The sequence below is a fragment of the Paenibacillus sp. J31R30 genome, from assembly GCF_059692115.1.
Map to the genome: position 1 here is coordinate 266,389 of NZ_JCAUAV010000001.1, position 21,305 is coordinate 287,693.

Consider the following 21,305-nt stretch of genomic DNA (forward strand, 5'->3'; position numbering starts at 1 on the left):
CTACCCAGGAGGTATTGCAATGTCAGACTCGATGAGCATTCAGTTTGAAGCGTTTAAGGATCCTCCCGTACAATTTCGCTCAATTCCTTTCTGGTCCTTAAACGACCGATTGGAACCTGCTGAAATAAAAAAACAACTGAAGCATTTCGCTGAAGGCGGATTTGGGGGCGCATACCTCCACAGCCGAACTGGGTTAATGACGGAATATTTAGGAGAAGAATGGTGGGCGGCGATCCAAGCTGCTTGTGAACAGTGTGAGAAGCTGGGTATTGAGGCGTGGTTTTATGACGAAGAGAAATGGCCCTCCGGTTTCGCAGGCGGGATTGTGCCTAATTTAAGTTCAGATTATCATGCAAGATCACTGATTAGGTTGGATAAAGGCTCAGACCTTCCGCCTAACTGTGAATGGCTTCAAGAAGATGATCACTTCATCTATGTAAGCTGCAAAGATGCGCTAGGCAATGCGTGGTACAACGGCACCTGTTGGGTGGATTTGATGAATCCGGAGATGGTGAAGTCATTTATCGATTGTTCTTACGCGCCTTATGTAGAGAAATACAAGTCCTTTCTTGGTCATACGGCAAAAGGGATTTTTACGGATGAACCCCAGATCAGTCCTAGACAAGTTAGCTTCCCCCATCAGGGGACGATCAGCTACTCGCCTTGGTTGAGAGAATTTTTTCAACGCCAGCATGGTTATGACATAATGGATCGCGTTCAAGCACTTTTTGAAAATACGGGTGATTATAGAAAGGTTAGACTGGATTATTACCGGAGTCTTGCTTCTCTGTTGGAAAGCAGCTTTAGCCGCCAGATTGGCGAATATTGCGCTGAAACGGGATTGACATGGACAGGTCACTTTAATGGGGAGAACTCGTTTGGTTCCATTATTCTAAATGTAGGAAATATGATGATCCAGTATCGTCATATGCAGCAGCCCGGCATTGATCACTTGGGCTTACGAATTGATGGCGGGCTCATTGCAGCCAAAAGCTTAACAAGCGTAGCCAACCAGTATGGCATGGAGCGAAGGCTCTCTGAATTATTTGGAATCAGCGGTCAAAATATGAGCTTTGAAGATCGTAAATGGATCGCCGGTTGGCACGCTGTGCTTGGCATCAATCACTTTTGCCCGCATCTTGCTTTATATAGCATGAAGGGCTGCAGAAAGCGTGATTATCCGCCGACGATATCACCACAGCAACCCTATTGGAAAAGCAACAAGCTGGTCGAAGATTACATGGCGAGGATCTGCTATTCCATGGCTCAAGGGGTGTTTGCGCCGGATCTGTTGGTCTTACATCCGCTGGAAAGCTGTGTCATGGAATTAACAGGGGCGGATGTTGTTTCCATTAATGCCGTTAAAACAACTAGCATTAATGAACGCGACACAAAATTTATTACGCTTTTGGAGAAGTTAATGGGGATTCATCGGGATTATGATCTCGGCGATGAGCAAATTCTTCAAGACATTGGCAAGATCGAAGGGAATCAGCTGCAGGTTGGACACATGCGTTACAAGGTTGTCCTGCTGCCTTACATGAGCACTATTCGACCATCAACGCTTAGGTTGCTTGAATCTTTTTCACAGAACGGCGGAAAAGTTCTTGCCATTGGCGGATTTCCCATCTATGTGGATGGGGAAGAGGACAATGCTGCCCTTGCTAAGCTGAGAGATTATGCCATTCCCATTCTAGAAGACCAACTGGAATCAACCCTAGCACAAGCGTCTGCACCAGCAATTCAATTGTTTGGCCAAGAGGTCTCATCCATGTGGACACAACATAGAAATTTACAGGGTGGCAGTCTCATTTACTTCACTAACTTATCCCGATCACAGGAACTGGCATGTGCGTTCAAGTTGCAGGAAGTAGTGGAAAGTACGGTACTTTGGGATCCTGAAACGGGGCACGCCTACAATCTCAAACCAGACCAAGACGGGATGTTCCATTTGAAATTAGAGCCCGCGCATTCCTTCATCGTGACGACGGGTGATGCTTCGCAAGAGGCCATAATCTCAGGCGATTATGATCTCCCGGGCAAGCTCCAGCCTGTCATGACATTGGAAGGGCCGTGGAAAGGTATACGTCAAGATCCGAATGTACTGACGCTCGATTTTGCTAGCTACTCGACTGACGGGGGAGTAACCTACAGCGATGCGGAGCCCGTTATTGGTATTCATGAACGTTTTACCGCAAATGGGTACAACGGCTCGCTAAATCTGACGTATCATTTTGAAGCGGAAATCCAACCTATCCAGGCATATCTTGTTGTCGAGCAGCCAGAGATGTATGAGAACATCAGTGTGAACGGTGTATCTGTTGATGTTTCAAGATGTGATACTTATCGAGACGCTTCCTTTCGTAAAATAGACATCACAGACGGACTGCAAATAGGCACTAATTACATCACGCTACATCTCACCTACATAGCTCCTATTTTGGATAGCAGTCATTCGGTTCCAAGATACGGGACGGAAATCGAGAGCATTTATATCGCGGGTGACTTTGGAATCAAGGCGGTAAGTTCTGAAGCAACGCCGCAAGAAGCGGAAGGCGCCCACAGACTTTCTACTTTTGTGATGGCGGCTGAAAGAGAGAAGGTTGATGGTGACTTAGCTGTCGAGGGATATCCTTTTTACGCTGGTGAATATACACTCTCTTGCAGCTTCTCCATGCCGATGAAAATGGATAATAAGCGATATTTTGTTTCCTTCCCTGGCATCAATGTGATAACGCTTACATGTCAATTGAACGGGCAAATGCTGGGAACCATCGCCAGCCGTCCGTGGAGGTTTGAAGTAACGGAAGCTTTGCTCGCAGGCGAAAATCACTTGCAGCTCACGATAGCTAACTCACTACGAAATATGCTTGGCCCTCATCACCATATCGGGGGTGAACTTACGAAGGTCAGTCCCGAAAGCTTCACAGGTCAGACTAGCTGGACGTATCCAGGAATCGGCGAAGTTGATTGGTACGATTGCAGGCTGAACGGCCAAGCGAATCTATGGCGTGATGACTACGCAATTGTCCCCTTTGGATTGACCGATCAACCGATAATTTGGATAGAAGAATGAAACAATTTATAAGCAAATAAATGAGAGAGCGGTGAAAGATATGAAAGTCGCAGCACAATTATATACCCTTCGTGATTATCTCAAGACACCAACGGATATTGCTACTACACTCAAAAAGGTGAAGAAAATCGGGTACAACGCCGTCCAGGTTTCGGGAATGGGGCCGATCGGGAACAAGGAATTGAAGGAAATGACCGATGCCGAAGGTCTTCAAATATGTGCTACCCATATCAGCTACGCAGACTTAGTCAATCGCATAGATAGCGTTATTGAAAAACATCACATTTGGGACTGTAAGTATGTAGGAATTGGGGGATTACCGGACGAATATAAAGGTAGCGGGGAAGGTTACGCTGCATTTGCCAGAGAGGCTTCAGAGATTGGGAAGAAGCTGCAAGAAGCAGGATTGACGTTTATTTATCATAATCATGATTTTGAATTCGCTAAATTTGAGGGTCAAACTGGCATGGATATCTTAATGAACAATTCAGATCGTCAAGCCTTCCACTTTGAGCTGGATGTGTATTGGGCACAGGCCGGCGGAGCGGACCCGATTGAATGGATTCGCAAATTCAATGGCCGGATGAAAGTTGTTCATTTGAAGGATATGTTAGTGACCCATGCCCGTGAGCAGCGTGTTGCTGAAATCGGTGAGGGGAATATGAATTTTGCCGGGATTTTAGCGGTATGCCGAGAAATCGGTGTGGAGTGGGGAGCGGTTGAGCAGGATTTCTGCTGGGATCGGAATCCATTTGATAGTATGACAATTAGTTTAGAGAGATTGAAAAGGCTCGGTATTGACGTGTAGCTCACCCATTCAAAGCTAGATCAACCTATTGGATACACGAGGAGGTTAAGGCCATTTTGATGAAGCGAAAATGGTTTGGAACCAAAACGTATTTTGCAAGAATGGTATTATGGATTAGCGCGGCTGTGCTGCTGCTAGTCCTTGTTCTTTCTCTCGTTGAATATATAAGTACGCAGAAGCTGTTGCTTCGGAATGAGTCTACGTCCAACCAGAAAATCTTGTATCAGATCGAATACAATATGGACGTGATGGATGAATCGATCCAAAACCTTAGCAAATTTCTATTCGTAAATGGTGATGTGGCTTCGATTATGTATGCAAAAACCGAAAATATGGCTGACGTCGCCACTCGATTGAATACGATTGTAACTTCCTTGGTGACAGCGAATCCGTATATTCATTCGGTCAGTATCTATAATCGAAATTTAGATCAATTTTATAATGTAGGGAGCTCCATTTTTTTCAAGGATCCATTTGTCGATGGTTTTTATAATGCGAATCAGATGCTGCCTGTTTTGAAACCCGTCATTCGTAATATTCAAAATCTGGTGAACGGGAAAACGGTGCCCGAGCGGGTATTCTCATATTTTATCTACAGTTCATCGATTTCGAACACGAAACCAGATGGTGTCGTTGTCGTCAATGTCAAACCAGAGTGGCTCATCAACAATATCGTAAAGATCAATTCCATTGATCCCAAGAAGGGCGATCGAGTGTATGTGCTGGATGATGCTGGCGAGTTCCTTGAAGGTAATACGGAACAAGTCGAATACAAAATGTGGCTGAAAAATGAATATAGGAATTACGCCGCATCGCATGACGATGCTCAAAAGAATGGATTTTTCCAGAGCAAGTATGAGGGTGCTAAGCTTTATGTCACGTATGCGATCGAGAAAGAAACAGGCTTAACGCTGATCAAGACGCAGCCGGTTAATCAGGTGTTTCAATCCATTGAGCGGCTGAAAACAACCATCGTACTCATTACACTGATCTTTATTGTACTGGCTTTGGTCCTGTCATTCAGCATTTCTCATAGAATCTACAAACCATTCGATAAATTGGTTCATACGATTATGTCGGACCGAGTACGTCATTCCCAATTGGAAGAAGTCGACATGATCGATGAAATCAATTATTTAGGAACCGTTTATAAACAATCGATGGTAAAGCTTGAACATTTTAATCAAGAGAAATTTCGCTATCAAAATGTGATGAAGAACTATTGGCTGAACCGGATTGTAAGTGAAGGTTTGACACTAAGAAGTTCCGAGCTTAAGCCCATTTTTGCAGAAATGCGTATCTCGCTTCCGCTTCAAGGCCCGTATGCATTGATTATTATGAAGATTGACAAATACAAGGATTTCAAACAAAACATACAGGCGAAAGATCAAGAAACGATCCGATATGCCATCAGTAACATCGCCTCTGAAATCGTAGGAAGGGAATATCCAAACGAGGGGTTAGATATGTTGGATGATCAAGTCGTGTTAATCGTTCGTATTCCGGAAGAGGAGTCGGCTTACACAAAAAACATTCATTCTCTCATGCAGGAAGTTCAAAACAATGTCTTTCGCTATTTTAAAATCACCCTGTCCTGCATGGTGAGCGACCCGGTTCATGCGTTGAACGAATTGGCTAACTTGTATAATCAATCTCTGAATCAAGCGATGTACCGCTTTATTTTTGGTCATTCAACCATTATCACGTCTGAGATGATCAAACGAAATAGTGAGAATAAGCAAATGAGCTATGATCGGAACTTGGAAGAGACATTCCTACAAGCTTTGAAAGCAGGGAATGCCTCGCTAACAAGTGAACATTTGCAACAAATATTCAATGAGATTGGGGCTTTGAACTATAATAATGCTTTAGTATCGGTCATTCGATTCGTGGACGCCATCAAAGATGCGCTTTCGGAAACGAAGTTTGCAGCTTCCTCGAATCTGTCCTCGTCGATCTCAGCGATAAGTCGTAGTCTGCTCGAGAAGGAAACGATCATCGAGATCCGTGATCTGCTGCAGGCTGCCCTCCAGGATGCGATGGTGAACGACAGCACTGACAAGCATAATGAACACAATTATTACATTGTCGATGCGGTAAAAGAGTATATCCATCTGAATTATCGCGATCTATCGCTCAACCTGCCTTCCATTGCTGCCACGATGAAAATATCCTCAAGACAGCTTAGCAAAATTTTCAGGGAATCGATGGATATCTCTATTCCAGACTATATTAATAAATGGAGGATGGAGAAGGCTGCTGAACTGTTGGTCGATCAACAAATTAGCGTTCGTGAAATCGTGGAGCAGGTTGGGTTTGTGAATGAAAGTTATTTCTTTAGCTTATTTAAAAAGAGGTTCCATGTTACGCCTCGGGAATACGCCTTGCAGAAGAAGACAGTTAAACTGTATCAAGGGGATTGACGTTGAGATAGGCAAAAGTGAAATAAACATTTGAAAAAGGCAGGGCTAGCGCCCTGTCTTTTTGTGCATAACTTTTCCGGGGGGGGGGGGGCTTGCCCTATGTGAATGCAGCGGCTGAATAGGCTTGGCACTTCAACCCAACTCGCTCCCCGCCACTGTCCCGTATTCAACTCCTTATGAGACGAACGCCAACGTGAGCGGTCGAATATAGCAGTCTCAGAAGTGCACCATCCTCACGTTTACTCTGAGCCGCCGGAAAATGCACGCTCAGCTAATCAAACTAGTCAAAGAGATGAAACGTCAACGTGAGCGGTCAAAAATAGCAATCTCAGAAACGCGTCATCCTCACGTTCACTCTGAGCCGCCGAAAAATGCACGCTCAGTTAATTAAACTAGTCAAAGAGAAGAAACGCCAACGTGAGCGGTCAAAAATAGCAGTTTCAGAAGCGCATCATCCTCAAGTTCACTCTGAGCCGCCGAAAAATGCACGCTCAGCTAATCAAACTAGTCAAAGAGTCGAAACGCCAACGTGAGCGGTCGAAAAGAGCAGTCTCAGAAGCGCATCATCCCCAAATTTACTCTGAGCCGCCGAAAAATGCACGCTCAGCAAATCAAACTAGTCAAAGAGACGAAACGCCAACGTGAGCGGTCAAAAATAGCAGTCTCAGAAGCGCATCATCCTCAAATTCACTCCGAGCCGCCGAAAAATGCACGCTCAGCAAATCAAACTAGTCAAAGAGACGAAACGCCAACGTGAGCGGTCGAAAATAGCAGTCTCAGAAGCGCATCATCCTCAAGTTCACTCTGAGCCGCCGAAAAATGCACGCTCAGCAAATCAAACTAGTCAAAGAATCGAAACGCCAACGTGAGCGGTCGAAAAGAGCAATCTCAGAAGCGCATCATCCTCATATTCACTCCGAGCCGCCGAAAAATGCACGCTCAGCTAATCAAACTAGTCAAAGAGTCGAAACGCCAACGTGAGCGGTCGAAAATAGCAGTCTCAGAAGCGCATCATCCTCAAATTCACTCTGAGCCGCCGAAAAATGCACGCTCAGCAAATCAAACTAGTCAAAGAGACGAAACGCCAACGTGAGCGGTCGAAAATAGCAGTCTCAGAAAGCGCATCATCCCCAAATTCACTCTGAGCCGCCGAAAAATGCACGCTCAGCTAATCAAACTAGTCAAAGAGACGAAACGCCACGTGAGCGGTCGAAAATAGCAGTCTCAGAAAGCGCATCATCCCCAAATTCACTCTGAGCCGCCGAAAAATGCACGCTCAGCTAATCAAACTAGTCAAAGAGTCGAAACGCCAACGAGAGCTGTCGAAAATAGCAGTCTCAAAAGCACATCATCCTCAAGTTCACTCTGAGCCGCCGAAAAATGCACGCTCGAAAGTAAATTGCAACTCGTGACTTCAAATCACATGATTATTAGCTTCCCAAATAGCTAACGCATAATCATGTAATTTGTAACTTCGTACACAAGACGTTCCTTTTCCTGCAGGCTGGAGTAGGGACTTTTTGCACATGCTTTTGAGCAAGAGACATGACTTCCGGATACTGATTTTGAGCAGATTACTAACGTGTAATGGTTTGATCGGTGAATCATTAGAAAGAGCTAATCGAACGATTTCTTTCTCAAGAGCATTCATCGGAATAGGTGCTGCATCAACAATTCCAAGAAATCGGCCCATGAATTGTTGGAGAATTTGTATGCACATACGTGGGCGATCTTTGATATCGTCATAGGTAAACCGTAGTATTTTCCAACCGTCTAGGATGAGATGGTTCTGGCGGATTAGCTGGTCAGCAAATTGAGAACGGCTTAATTGTACATGTGTTGTAAAGCCATCAATTTCAATGGCGAGTTTGAGGGATTGCCGTATGAATGCGAAGTCGATGAAACGTGTGCATCACGGAAATCCTTAACTTCAAACTCAGGATGAAGAAACTCAAAATGGCCAAATGCAGGAAACCAAACTTTCTCAAGAAATAGTTTCTCTGCGTGCCCAAGCCCATCTAGGAGTCGACGATGTCGTTCACCAGTGCGTAACTTACGATGTTTTTCTACATAGGTATCATATAAGCTGATAAACGGTATTTTCATGAACGATGCCCCCTGGAAATAAATAAGCCGCCTCCCGAGCCAGCATGAGCTGAACTTGGAAAAGCGGCGTGTGCTTCACAACCATATGTAAGTTTTGTAACGGGAGTAAATATACCATAATTCACTAAAATAATCTACTGGTTACAACTACAGTCATTTTCCACGCTGTTGAGAAAAAGGAAGTATCTCCCCCTGCTTCGCGCACGTTTAAAGCGCCCGCAAGCGCATATCCCCAGGAAGCCTAGTAAATAAGGTTGGCTGTTCCAAAAATAAGACTTTTACTTCAATCACAGTCTGCAAATTCAGTTGTTTGTGCATGATTTTGAAGAGTTTTTCCTATGTTGCAATATACAATCTCCCCATTTTTAACTACGATTTGGGTGTGAATCACGACACGGCAACCAAGTAGGAGGTGAAATCGAATGGAAAGAGCAATCAAGATTTTTAGAAAAAATAGCGGGTTATCCTTACTGGCTTTGCCAGGGCTCATTCTTATCATCATTTTAGATTATGTGCCTTTGTACGGGTTGTTAATGCCTTTTAAAGAGTATCACTTTGATCTAGGGATTTGGAACAGCCCTTGGGTTGGAATGAGGAACTTTGATTTCCTATTTAACGGTAACGTGTTAATTCGTGTGTTACGAAATACGATTCTTTACAATTTGGTATTCATTGTCCTTGGCACATTTTTCTCAGTTAGCTTTGCACTGTTGCTATTTGAGTTGAATCGTAAATTTGTCAAAGTCTATCAGACCATTATGTTTGTACCTTATTTTATATCCTGGGTAGTGGCTGGGTTTGCTTTTAAAGCGTTGCTGGATATGGATTATGGTGTTTTCAACCAGGTACTAACGGCCTTGGGCAAGGATCCAATTATGTGGTACAACGAACCCAAGTACTGGCCTGTGCTCCTAGTTGCTGCGGCAGTGTGGAAGGGGTTGGGGTACGGATCAGTCATTTACTATGCAGCGCTGATGGGAATTGATGCCGAATATTTTGAAGCGGCTAAGATCGATGGCGCAAGCCGATTGCGTCAGGTGATCTCCATATCGATACCGATGCTGAAGCCGATGATTATTATGTTAACCATTCTACACATCGGGAGTATGTTCTACAGTGATTTTGGATTGTTCTACAATGTCACGTTAAACTCGACTTTACTTTATCCGACGACGGACGTGATCGATACATTCGTGTACCGCTCATTGATTGATATGGGGGATATCGGCATGTCTTCCGCTGCGGGGTTCTTCCAATCCATTGTCGGCTTCGTATTGGTTCTAATGACGAACTTCATCGTTCGCCGAGTCAATTCGGAAAATGCGCTATTCTAAGGAGCATGAACAATGAGCAAACCTATGGCTTTACGAAATACGAATGCAGTCACACAAATATGGATTCATGCGATTTTTATCGCGGTCTGTGTGGCATGTCTCTATCCTTTCCTCGTTATTGTGGCGACATCGTTTCAATCCGAGAACAGTATTGTTCAGGACGGCTACTCGATCATTCCCAAAGAAATGAATCTGGACGCCTATCGGGTGATTCTGGTCCAGCCCAAGCAATTGTTTAATTCTTATGCAGTTACTATAATAACCACCTTGATTGGCACGATAGTCGGTCTATGGGTGACCACTTCCTATGCGTTTGCCATTTCCCGCCATGACTATGCGTACCGAAGTATTCTAGCCTTTCTCATTTTCTTCACCATGCTCTTCAAAGGAGGGCTCGTTCCTTCCTACATCCTAATTTCCAAATGGCTAGGTTTGCAGAACAATATGTTGGCACTGATTGTGCCTTACTTAATCAGCGGATGGTTTGTTCTGCTCATGAAAGGCTTCTTGCAAGCGCTACCGAATGCGCTCTTTGAGTCAGCCAAAATGGATGGAGCCGGTGAGACGCGAATTTTCATTCAACTCGTACTGCCTTTATCGTTACCTGCACTTGCAACGGTAGGACTGTTCTTCGTTCTACAGTATTGGAACGATTGGTGGCTGACTTTGCTGTATGTCGACAGCAAGGATATGTTAAAGCTTCAATATCTGCTTATCCGTGTTTTGAAGAATATGGAGTTTTTAAATAGTGCAGAAGCCATCCAATATGGACTCGTGAAGCCTGGCATGGAAATCCCGTCGCTCAGCGCTCGAATGGCGATGTGTGTGCTCGCTGCAGGACCAATGCTCGTGGTATTTCCCTTTTTCCAAAGATTCTTCGTCCGCGGTTTGACCGTTGGTTCGGTGAAAGGGTAGTATCCCAGCTACTGTGCTCTTGCGCAGTAACTGTTTAATATAGCATGATAAGAGTAGATGGAAGATGATACGGGAGGGACTTAAAAATGAGTCAACTAAAATCCAGAAAATTCAAAGTGTTAGGAACGACCTTACCCCTTGTTTTGACGATACCTGTAGTGTTAAGCGCTTGCAGCAACTCCACTTCCACTCCTAGTCCTAACAGTACAACGGCGCCTGCAACATCTGCTCAGGCAACAGCGAAAGCAGCGGAACCTACAAAGGAATTTGTTAACCTTACTTGGTATATGCGGAGTCCAATCAATAGCGAAACAGACCAAGAGGCGGTTGAAGCGGTAGCAAATAAAATGTTGAAAGAAAGCATTAACGCCAGCTTGCATTTTAATTTCGTTGATAATGCGAGCTGGGAACAGAAGATGAGTTTAATGAACTCCACGGGCACGAAATATGATATTGCTTTCTCAACATCTGGATCGAATAAATTTATGAACAATGTGAAAATGGGTTCTATCCTTCCATTGGATGATCTGTTGAATAAATACGGACCCGACATAAAGAAGAAAGTTGATCCACGTGCATGGGCAGCAGTAACCTTTGATGGGAAAATTTATGCCATCCCAGGCCAAACGCCTTATTCGGATGCACATAGTTGGGTATTCAAAAAGGATATTGCGGAGAAATACAAATTTGACACGACTAAAATTACAAATTTGAAAAGTATTGAGCCATACTTAGAGATTATTAAAAAGAATGAGCCGAGCATGACGCCATTGCTCGTCACAGGAAATGTGGCAGCAATCGGAACGAATTTGTATCACTACTCCAATCTAGGAGGTAACGTCTTCTATGACGAGCGATCAGGGAAACTGGTCAATCCACTCGAAGCGGAAGACAACGTAGACGTTTATAGAACGATGAACGATTTCTATAAAAAAGGTTATGTGGCGAAGGATGCAGCAATCAAAACAGATTTCATTGCTGAGGCTAAATCAGGTAAATATGCGGTTCTAGAGGATTCAGGCGGTTATACAGCTGATGGCTCCAAATCGACAGCGCTGTTCGGTTACCCGACACTTGAAACGAAGTACGGTCAAACCTTGATTACAACAAGTGCTATTACGAGTGCCATGGCGGTTATTAGTAAAACGTCTGAGCATCCAGATCGTGCCATTATGCTGCTCAATGAAATTTGGAAAAATCCGACCCTGTCCAACACATTGGCTTATGGGGTCGAAGGTAAAAACTACACTGTAAAGTCTGGTGCAGGAACACCTCAAGTTTCCGTTACGGCCAAATCCGGCGCTGAGCAAACGTGGGCGGTATGGCACAACTGGCTTGGACCACTTTGGGACCAATGGGATTCCAACTGGAACTCCACAGCCGCTCTGAAGGTTATGCAAGATAACAACCAAAATGCGGTTGCTTCCAAAATTGTTGGATTCACGTTTAATCCAGATCCGGTTAAAGCTGAAATGGCACAAGTGAGCGCTGTAGCTAAAGAGGTAAATCCCGTACTCATCACTGGTTCAATGAATGATTTCGATGCCTTCCTTGCACAAGCGAAGAAAAAATATGTCGACGCTGGATTCGACAAAATCATGCAGGAAATGCAAAAACAGTTGGATGAATGGAAAACTATCAACAAAAAGTAGGTGAAGAAGAGCATAACAACGGCCGGTGTGGGTTTCAATATGAAGCGCGCATCGGCCGAATCTATGAACATATACAGAGGAGGCAATATTTGTGAGAATGCCTATAAAATGGGTTATTCAGCTCGTTGTTCCGTTGGTAATCTGTTTATTCGGTTTGACAATTGTCGTCAATAAAGCCGAAGCAGAAGGCGGGCCGGTCAATGTTGGCTATTTGTTGGATGAGAACTTTTCATTCCTATTTACGGCTCCCAACAACGTCTACCAACCTTCTGGGTGGGATATCCAGCGAAATGGCGGCAATGTTACGTATAGTTACAACAACTATATGAAAATCACTGACAACAACGCTACGCTTCCTGTAACATTTTTCCATAAAATACTTACGCAATCGGCAGGCACAGTTACGTTAGAATTTCGCTTCAAACCGACGACCATCTTGGATGGCATGAAATGGCAGCTACGAAATGACAACACAACGTCCGTGAGTATAGCGACTTACAATAATAATCTTGTGTTGGAAACGCCTTCAGGAATGCAAGTTCTACAGACCTATGCACCTAATACCGAATACGGTGTGAAGGTCATTGCCAACATCTCTACGAGTAAAGCAGATATTTACGTCAATGGCGCGTTGAAGGCCAGTCAAGCAGATTTTACCCAAGCGACCAACCAGATCAACGGATTCTGGATGCAAACGGGTGCGGTTTCTACTGGAGAAGTCATTGTGACACCCGTCAAAATATATAAAGGGTATAGCGTTAATGAAACGTTCATTTCCACGATGACGAACGTGCCAACGGACTGGCAGACTGTGAATACGGGCGGCTTAATTGAAGTTGCAGAAAATAAAAGCGCGACACGCCCCGATATTTACAGCTTGAAACTAGACGGTTCAGGTTCAGCTAACGGCGTTAGCATCTCTACATCGATTCCCACACAAACCGAGGATCAGGTATTTGAATTCAAGATGCTCATTCCTTCCAAAGCAGATGGTTTAACCTTCGAATTGCAAGGTGATGGCAAAAGCGCGCTGAAGCTTGTCACCGCTAATGGAAAGTTGAACTATATCAACCGTGGCGGAAAACCAGTTGCATTCTATGATTACGAAGCAAACGTATGGTACGCCATTAAAGTTAAGATCACAGAAAAGGATAAGGCGTACATCTACTTGAACGGTAAACTGTTTGTGGATAAAGTTCCGACTACATCCAAAGTTAGTGGTATCTCGCAGCTGCGATTCTACTCACCGCCAGGCAGCGGCAAGCTGATGTGGCTGGATGATGTGAAGCTATACGAAGATAGACCGCTTCCGAGTGATTATGTGCCAGCACCAGTTATTCCACAATCCGTAGGTTATGAAGTCGGCGCGCAATCCTGCTCGATGTGGAGAGAAGGCAGCCATTTGGGTTGGGATTCCATTACGCCATACCCAGATCGGAAGCCATATCTTGGCTATTATGATGAAGGAAATCCGGAAACGGCCGATTGGGAAATTAAATGGATGGTCGAACATGGCATCACCTTCGAGAACTATTGCTGGTTCCGACCAAGAGGCAACGAAGGCTTGCCAATTAAAGATCCGTATTTAGGTTATGCCCTGCATGACGGCTATTTGAATGCGAAATACAGCGATAAAATGAAATTCATCATTACTTGGGAGAATTCTAGCTCCTATTCGAAGAACAGTGAAGATTTCCGTACGAATATCGTGCCTTACTGGATTGAGTACTATTTCAAGGATCCACGGTATCTGAAAATTGACAACAAACCGGTCATTTCCATTTATCAGCTGAGTGGGATGATAAGGGATTTCGGCAATGTGGCCAATGCCCAAGCCGAAATCAATTATTTGCGATCCGCAGTGCAAGCGGCTGGTTTCAGTGACGTGATTGCCATCACCGTTAGCAGCAGCACGGAAGTTCAGAAGTTAACCGATTTGACTTCAGCAGGATTCGATGCGGCTTATACGTACTCGTTTGGCTCACTGGAGTCGCATGCAGAACTTCAAAAACAAAATATGGTGAAGCAGAACAATCTCGGCATAATCGATATTGTACCTACGCTCAGCATGGGTCGTGATGATACAGCATGGAGTAATAAGCCAGGCTATTGGACGACGCCAAGCGAGTTTCAATCGCTTGCATCATGGGCGAAAAATACGTTCATTCCTTCCTTGCCTGCTACTAGTTTAGGTAAGAAGGTCGTTATGCTGGACAATTGGAATGAGTACGGGGAAGGCCATTTTCTGATGCCATCGGGCTTGCATGGGTTCGCGTATTTGGATGCGCTGCGAAGCACCTTTACGACTGGAGGGAATCATACCGATAGTCAGCCTACGCTCGCACAGACGAATAGAATCAATGTGTTATTTCCGACAGATCGGCAGTTACCTGTCGTATGGCCGCCTCTACCGCCAGCTCTTCCCATCACAACCTTCTATTCTGGTCAATGGGAATTCAATACGGACGGAAATAGTCAAGGTTGGAGTGCGACGAAGCAAATAAGTGATCTGACCGTGTCCGGAGGGAAATATTCGGGGATAACGACAGGAACCGATCCAGGCATCGTTTCTGGGGATCATTTGGGAATAGCTGCAGCGGATGCCGCTTATCTTCAAATTGGGATGAGCACAAGCTTAGGAGCGTCAGCACAGATTTATTTTATAACCGAAGTAGATGGTGTCTGGAGCGAGAATAAAGTAACTCGATTCTATGTGGAGAATAGCGGTGAGAATCAGATTGTGTATAACATACCGATGTATCAAGTTACGGGATGGCAAGGGACAATTCGGCAAATTCGGATCGATATGCTGAATGATCTCGGTTCGTTCAGCATCGATTATATCCGAACTGTGGACCCTGTTGAGGGACTTACACCTCCACCGAATCCAAATCCTGAACCGACATATGGACCGAATTTAGTCGTTGATTCAAGTTTTGAAGACAGCACTACACATTATTCCGGTTACGCCATTCAGCAATTACTGAAGACGACAGAGCATCATAGCGGAGCTCAAGCCCTGCAAATTACGAAAACGAATAACTATGGCAGCTTCCAAATTCCGCTCCCTATTGCCAAAGGTGATACGTATCATTATTCAGCTTGGGCCAAACTTAATCCCAATACAGCATCAGGCAAGATTCTGCGATTGGGCATCCAGTATAAGCTGGATGGTGTGTTGAAGCAACTCATTATGTTGACCAGTCCCGGCTTAGATTCAATCAGTTGGAAGCAAGTGACAGGCAATTATACGATTAATGAAACCGGAACAGTGACCGATATTGCCCTGTTTATTTACACAGATGCACCTGCACAGCTGGATACGTATTATCTTGATGATGTTGAAGTAAGAAAGGTTTCTTAGTTTGGTTTCTTAGTTCAAAGTGACCGATGCGGCTTCAATCTTCCATTGAAAAAGCATCGGTCGAATCAACATCAGATTGTTGAGGAGGCAAGTAATATGAGAATTCCTAAGAAATTGGGTCTTTTATTGATTCTCCCACTATTAACTTTTCTATGCTTGTGTATGGTTACCACCAATAAAGCCGAAGCAGAAGGCGGGCCGGTCAATGTCGGCTATTTGCTGGATGAGAACTTTTCATTCCTATTCAAAGGTCCCGACAATCTGCCACTCGCTTCCGGTTGGGATATTAATCGAAGCGGGGGCACAGTGACTTACGGTTACAACAACTGGATGAAGATCACGGATACCAGCACATCGCAGAATGTCTCGATGTATCACAAAATTGTGACACAAACGGCAGGATCTGTGACGCTAGAGTATCGCTTTAAGCCTTCGATGGTGATCGACGGTTTGAAATGGCAGTTGCGCAATGGAAGCACGGCGGCGGTGAGTATTGCCACGAGCAATAGCAATCTCGTCTTGGAAACATCGGCAGGTTCCACAGTCCTGCAATCCTATGCTGCCAATACGGAATACGGAGTTAAAGTCATTGCCAACATCGATACAGATAAACTGGACATCTATATTAATGGGGTATTAAAGGCTAGTAATGCTAATTTCACGAATGCGGCGACTCAGTTGAATGGATTCTGGGTACAAACAGCTAACACGTCTACAGGCGATTTTCTATTTGCTCCGGTAAAAATCTATAAGGGCTATTTTGTTAACGAAAAATTCACTTCGCTTCGTCCTGGTGATATGCCAGCAGATTGGGTCGCTTCAAACAATGGCGGTATCATCTCTGTCGTCGAAAATGATAGCGCAACCAAACCAGATGTTTACAGTCTGAAGATGGATGGTACGAACGGTGCTACCGCGATGGACAAATTCATACCCGCTCAAACGGATGAGCTTGTTTTTGAATTTAAGACGTTAATTCCAACGAAAGCGGATGGCTTGCATTTCTCCTTGGACAGTGGAAGTACAGAATCGCTGCAACTGACCACGGGGAGCGGCAATTTTAATTATGTCAATGCATCCGGTCAAGAGGTTTCTTTTTATACAAATTACAAAGCTAACATATGGTATGCGTTCAAAGTCAAATATCATCGAGCTACAGGCAAGTCGGATATTTATTTGAACGGAAAGCTCATGGTGCAGAATGTCGCACTCTACCATACGGTTGCCAGTGTGGATACGGTTCACTTCTACACCCCGGGAGGCGCGAACAAGCTGATGTGGGTTGATGATGTCATGCTGTATAAGGATTATCCGCTTCCCTCAGATTACGTGCCGGCCCCAACGGTGGTTTCGTCTCCGACTTACCAAATTGGTGCCCAATCCTGCACGATGTGGAGAGAGGGGAATCATCTTGGATGGGACACCGTTAATCCAGATCCCGATCGTAAGCCGTACCTCGGCTTCTACGATGAAGGAAATCCGGAAACGGCAGATTGGGAAATTAAGTTTATGGTCGAGCACGGCATTAATTTCGAGAATTATTGCTGGTTCCGACCACGAGGCAACGAAGGGCTGCCGATCAAAGATCCGTACCTCGGTTATGCGCTGCATGACGGATATTTCAATGCCAAGTACAGTGATCAAATGAAATTCATGATTACTTGGGAGAACGCAAGCTCCTATGCGAGTGACAGTGCAGATTTCCGTAATAATGTCATTCCGTATTGGATCGAGTATTACTTCAAGGATTCGCGCTATTTGAAAATTGACAATAAGCCTGTTATTTCGCTGTACCAGCTCAGTGGGCTCATCCGTGATTTCGGAAGCTTGGCTAACGCCCAAACGGAAATCAATTATCTAAGAACAGCTGTGCAGAATGCTGGATTCAGCGGCATTTACATTGTTACAGTAAGCAGCAGCACGGATACGCAGAAATTAACCGATTTGGATACCGCAGGCTTCGATGGGGTCTACACGTATACGTACGGTACGATTGAATCGCACGCAGAGCTGCAAGAACAAAATATGGTGAACCAGAAAAATCTAGGTATTATCGATGTCATTCCGTCGTTAAGCATGGGCCGTGATGATATGGCCTGGAGCGGGAAGCCTGGTTATTGGACATCAACAAGTGAATTTCAGTCACTTGCTGGATGGGCACGAGATACGTTTATTCCATCACTTCCATCCACCAGCATAGGGCGGAAAATGATCATGCTCGATAACTGGAACGAGTACGGGGAGGGGCATTTCTTGATGCCGGCAGGACTCCACGGATTCGGTTATTTGGATGGACTTCGTACCATCTTTACCACTGCGGGATCCCATACCGATGTCCAACCTACACTCGCGCAAAAGAACAGAATTAATGTGCTGTACCCAACAGACCGCACAGTCACCTCTGTCTGGCCGCCGCTTCCGCCAGCGCCACCGATTACGAGTAACTATTCGAAGCAATGGGAGTTTAATACGAACGGCAACAGTGAAGGTTGGAGCGCCACTGGGCAAATTAGCGGGCTCACGGTTTCAGGTGGCCTGTACTCGGGCACCACAACAGGAGTCGATCCAGGCATCATATCGGCAACTAATTTAGGGATCGCTGCCGATCAGGCCTCGTATCTTCAAATCCGAATAAGCAGCAGCGTTGAAGCTGTCGGTCAAATTTATTTCACGACGAATACAGATACCACCTTGGACGAGAATAAATTGGTTAAATTCTATGTCGCGCATAATAGCGGGAATCAAACAGTGTATAACGTGCCTATGTATCAGAATGCAAACTGGCAGGGAACGATCCGACAAATCCGAGTGGATATGATGCAGTCTGTGGGATCATTCAGCATTGATTATATCCGCACGATGGATTCATCCAACATGGTTGTCGATCCTGGCTTTGAGGGCAGCACGACGCAATATCCCGGATCGAGTATCACGCAAGTATTGACAACTGCCCAGCATCATAGCGGAGCGAAAGCACTTCAAATTACGAAGACAAGCGCGTACGGCAGTCTTCAGATTCCGCTCAATATCGTCAAAGGCGAAGCCTATACCTACTCTGCATGGGCGAAGTTGAATACGGGGGCAACAACGGGCGAAGTGTTACGACTTGGGCTCCAATACAATCTGAATGGCGTGCAGAAACAGGTCATTATGATGTCTAGTCCAGGCTTGGATACAACGAGTTGGAAGCAAGTGACCGGGAATTACACCATTAATGAGACAGGAACCGTGACTAATGTGGTTGTGCTGATCTATACCGATTTACCGGCGCAAACCGACTCTTATTTCCTAGATGATGTCATGGTTAGTAAAGTGAACTAAACCATATTCAGGAGGACAAGAGATGAAACAAGAAGAGAAATCTACTGTACAAACAGGCATTAAGCCGATTCGTATTGGTTTGGCAGGACTTGGGCGTGCCGGATGGAACGCCCACTACGGGGAATTGAGACATAAGCCCGAACAGTTTATCGTGACGGCAGCAACGGATCCGATTGCCTTACGCCGGCAAATTGCGGAAGAAAACGGGATCCGCACCTATGAGACGATTGAAGAGATGGTGCAAGATCCGGAAATCGAGTTAGTGGATATCGCGACTCGCTCCAGTGACCATTACGCCCATGGGATGCTCGCGTTAGCCGCAGGCAAGGATATTCAGATCGAAAAACCGTTTGCACAAACCTATGAAGAAGCGCTCGAGCTTTGCAAGGCTGCGGAAGCAGGCGGCAGACGTATTTTCATCCGTCATAACCGCAGGTTTGATCCCGATTTCCTGCATGTAAGCGAAATTATCGCAAGCGGCATTCTAGGCGACGTCTATCAAATCCGTCTCACGCGGCATAACTTTCAGCGCCGTGCGGACTGGCAGACGATTAAAGCTTATGGCGGCGGGCAGCTGTTAAATTGGGGACCGCACATCATTGATCACGGGCTTCAACTACTGCAAAGCCCTGTGAAGCAGGTGTGGAGCGATCTGAAGCATGTCGTGGCCGCGGGAGATGCGGAAGATCACTTAAAAATTATTTTAACGGGAGAAAACGGCCGTATTGTTGATTTGGAAATAAGCGGTGGCATCGCGATCAACTCCCCTACTTATATGGTGTATGGAACCAAGGGAGCCCTTTCGCTGACCGACAACGACATTCATCTTCGGTATTTGGATCCTGATGTGCCTCTTGCTGAATTGGAAGCTAATCCTGGAACACCTGGTGAAGCATTCGGTAAGACGGGTACTTATGAATCCGGGGAACAGTTGGTTTGGATTGAAAAGCGAATCCCAGTAAAGCCGACACAAACCTTCAATATTTGGGATGAGTTGTTTGCTTCCTATCGACGAAATCACCCTTTTCAAATTCGAATGGAGGAAGCGCTTGAGGTTGTTCGGATCATTGACGAAGTAAAGAAAGGCACTGCTTTTATGTAAACTACAGGATAACAGAGGTGTAATCTATGAATTTGCAATCCGGCATTGGGTTTGATTATTCATCCGCTGCACTAGTCACGACAGCTCGCACTCGCTCTATCTCTCCTGAGAATCCGAACGGTGAGAAAGGGCGAGGCGGGCAAGCAGCGAATCATCTAGGCATCGGCCGAAAAGGACGTCCATGTATGGCAGTTAAGGCAGGAGAAACGGTCACAATAGCCAACATCCAAGGGCCTGGTGTTCTACAGCACTTCTGGATAACTGTCACGGATAAACTGCACAATCGCGCGCAGGAAGGCAGCTATGTGCTGCGTGACTTGGTGCTCCGCATGTACTGGGATGAGGAAGAAGCGCCTTCCGTGGAAACACCGCTGGGTGATTTTTTCTGTAATGGCTTTGGGATTCGTACGAATGTCAACTCATTGCCGATCTCTGTGAATCCAACAGGCGGTATGAATTGCTACTTCGCAATGCCTTTTCGAAAATCAGCTAAGATCACGATCGAAAATCAGCATACCGAAGACATTCATGGATTCTTCTATACATTTAACTACTCACTGGTCGATGAGCTCCCTTCGAATGCAGCGTATTTCCATGCACAATGGCGAAGGATGCGCCAAACGGAACTAGGGCAGGACTATACGATTCTGGATGGAGTGGAAGGAGCCGGCCAGTACATTGGCACCTATCTGGCTTGGGCAGCGCTCGAGCGGAATTGGTGGGGAGAAGGCGAGATTAAGTTCTTCCTAGATGGGGACACCGATTGGCCGACCATTTGTGGAACTGGCACCGAGGATTACGTTGGCGGTGCTTGGTGCTTTGCAGGCGATTCTGAGCCTGAGTCGTACTCGACGCCTTTTCTTGGATACAAATACTACAAGGATTCTGCCAAAATAGATCGTGAATATGGGAGCAAGGTTCCCATGCACGGGTTGTATCGGTGGCATTTGCCTGATCCGATTCGCTTCCAAAGCGATCTCAAAGTGACGATCCAAGTGATCGGTCATGATAGCAAGCGGCTTTTCGAACGATCGGATGATATTTCGTCAGTGGCTTATTGGTATCAAATAGAGCCACATGCATCATTCCCTGTATTACCGCCATCTTCACATAGATGGCCTAGATAAAACCCACCTAAGACTCCTTCACCTACGATGGCATCGACTCGATCGGAACATGTAAGTGAAGGAGTTATTTTCATTAC

The 21,305-nt window shown here is 45.3% G+C and carries 12 protein-coding genes; 10 read left to right on the forward strand and 2 right to left on the reverse strand.

From position 1 onward, the window contains the following. Window positions 1–19 precede the first annotated feature (19 nt). From AC58QO_RS00895 to AC58QO_RS00905, 3 genes are read left to right on the forward strand one after another with little or no spacing between them, the layout of a single operon-like run. Window positions 20–3,076, forward strand: a complete 3,057-nt coding sequence (locus AC58QO_RS00895; RefSeq protein WP_497263185.1) for a hypothetical protein — start codon at window positions 20–22, stop codon at window positions 3,074–3,076. Window positions 3,077–3,116: 40 nt separating this feature from the next. After that, a complete protein-coding gene (locus tag AC58QO_RS00900; RefSeq protein WP_497264347.1) occupies window positions 3,117–3,884 on the forward strand; it encodes a sugar phosphate isomerase/epimerase family protein in 768 nt (255 codons plus the stop codon). A gap of 59 nt (window positions 3,885–3,943) precedes the next feature. Next, window positions 3,944–6,307: an AraC family transcriptional regulator gene (locus AC58QO_RS00905; RefSeq protein ID WP_497264348.1), complete on the forward strand. Its 2,364-nt coding sequence runs from the start codon at window positions 3,944–3,946 to the stop codon at window positions 6,305–6,307. A gap of 1,414 nt (window positions 6,308–7,721) precedes the next feature. Here AC58QO_RS00905 and AC58QO_RS00910 read toward each other — a convergent pair. Together AC58QO_RS00910 and AC58QO_RS00915 are read right to left on the reverse strand one after the other, a co-directional pair. Next, window positions 7,722–8,207 carry a putative endonuclease domain-containing protein gene (locus AC58QO_RS00910; RefSeq protein WP_497264349.1) on the reverse strand — a complete coding sequence of 162 codons (486 nt, stop codon included), beginning with the start codon at window positions 8,205–8,207 and terminating at the stop codon, window positions 7,722–7,724. Further along, on the reverse strand, window positions 8,132–8,413 hold the full coding sequence (locus tag AC58QO_RS00915; RefSeq protein ID WP_497263187.1) for a hypothetical protein: 282 nt from the start codon (window positions 8,411–8,413) through the stop codon (window positions 8,132–8,134). Before AC58QO_RS00915 ends, AC58QO_RS00910 begins: the two co-directional genes overlap by 76 nt. Before the next feature lie 422 nt (window positions 8,414–8,835). Here AC58QO_RS00915 and AC58QO_RS00920 point away from each other — a divergent pair, with 422 nt between their 5' ends. The 7 genes from AC58QO_RS00920 to AC58QO_RS00950 all read left to right on the forward strand — a co-directional run bounded on the left by AC58QO_RS00920 (window position 8,836) and on the right by AC58QO_RS00950 (window position 21,228). Continuing rightward, window positions 8,836–9,747: an ABC transporter permease gene (locus AC58QO_RS00920; protein ID WP_497263189.1), complete on the forward strand. Its 912-nt coding sequence runs from the start codon at window positions 8,836–8,838 to the stop codon at window positions 9,745–9,747. Window positions 9,748–9,759: 12 nt separating this feature from the next. Beyond that, complete coding sequence (locus AC58QO_RS00925; protein WP_497263191.1) at window positions 9,760–10,662, forward strand: carbohydrate ABC transporter permease; 903 nt, start codon at window positions 9,760–9,762, stop codon at window positions 10,660–10,662. 86 nt (window positions 10,663–10,748) lie between these two features. Further along, window positions 10,749–12,314 (forward strand): DUF3502 domain-containing protein, encoded by a 1,566-nt coding sequence (locus tag AC58QO_RS00930; protein WP_497263193.1) that lies wholly within the window; start codon window positions 10,749–10,751, stop codon window positions 12,312–12,314. 97 nt (window positions 12,315–12,411) lie between these two features. Further along, window positions 12,412–15,678 (forward strand): glycoside hydrolase family 99-like domain-containing protein, encoded by a 3,267-nt coding sequence (locus tag AC58QO_RS00935; RefSeq protein ID WP_497264350.1) that lies wholly within the window; start codon window positions 12,412–12,414, stop codon window positions 15,676–15,678. Between the two features lie 96 nt (window positions 15,679–15,774). Continuing rightward, window positions 15,775–18,999 (forward strand): glycoside hydrolase family 99-like domain-containing protein, encoded by a 3,225-nt coding sequence (locus AC58QO_RS00940; protein ID WP_497263195.1) that lies wholly within the window; start codon window positions 15,775–15,777, stop codon window positions 18,997–18,999. A gap of 22 nt (window positions 19,000–19,021) precedes the next feature. Then, window positions 19,022–20,101 carry a Gfo/Idh/MocA family protein gene (locus AC58QO_RS00945; protein WP_497263197.1) on the forward strand — a complete coding sequence of 360 codons (1,080 nt, stop codon included), beginning with the start codon at window positions 19,022–19,024 and terminating at the stop codon, window positions 20,099–20,101. A 26-nt stretch (window positions 20,102–20,127) separates the two neighbouring features. Beyond that, a complete protein-coding gene (locus AC58QO_RS00950) occupies window positions 20,128–21,228 on the forward strand; it encodes a glycoside hydrolase family 172 protein (protein WP_497263199.1) in 1,101 nt (366 codons plus the stop codon). Window positions 21,229–21,305: the final 77 nt, after the last annotated feature.

Coding starts and splice junctions, on each gene's coding strand:
- AC58QO_RS00905 (WP_497264348.1), top strand. CDS start 3,944: ATGAAGCGAAAATGGTTTGGAACCAAAACGTATTTTGCAAGAATGGTA.
- AC58QO_RS00915 (WP_497263187.1), bottom strand. CDS start 8,413: ATGAAAATACCGTTTATCAGCTTATATGATACCTATGTAGAAAAACAT.
- AC58QO_RS00950 (WP_497263199.1), top strand. CDS start 20,128: ATGAATTTGCAATCCGGCATTGGGTTTGATTATTCATCCGCTGCACTA.
- AC58QO_RS00900 (WP_497264347.1), top strand. CDS start 3,117: ATGAAAGTCGCAGCACAATTATATACCCTTCGTGATTATCTCAAGACA.
- AC58QO_RS00935 (WP_497264350.1), top strand. CDS start 12,412: ATGCCTATAAAATGGGTTATTCAGCTCGTTGTTCCGTTGGTAATCTGT.
- AC58QO_RS00920 (WP_497263189.1), top strand. CDS start 8,836: ATGGAAAGAGCAATCAAGATTTTTAGAAAAAATAGCGGGTTATCCTTA.
- AC58QO_RS00925 (WP_497263191.1), top strand. CDS start 9,760: ATGAGCAAACCTATGGCTTTACGAAATACGAATGCAGTCACACAAATA.
- AC58QO_RS00930 (WP_497263193.1), top strand. CDS start 10,749: ATGAGTCAACTAAAATCCAGAAAATTCAAAGTGTTAGGAACGACCTTA.
- AC58QO_RS00895 (WP_497263185.1), top strand. CDS start 20: ATGTCAGACTCGATGAGCATTCAGTTTGAAGCGTTTAAGGATCCTCCC.
- AC58QO_RS00940 (WP_497263195.1), top strand. CDS start 15,775: ATGAGAATTCCTAAGAAATTGGGTCTTTTATTGATTCTCCCACTATTA.
- AC58QO_RS00945 (WP_497263197.1), top strand. CDS start 19,022: ATGAAACAAGAAGAGAAATCTACTGTACAAACAGGCATTAAGCCGATT.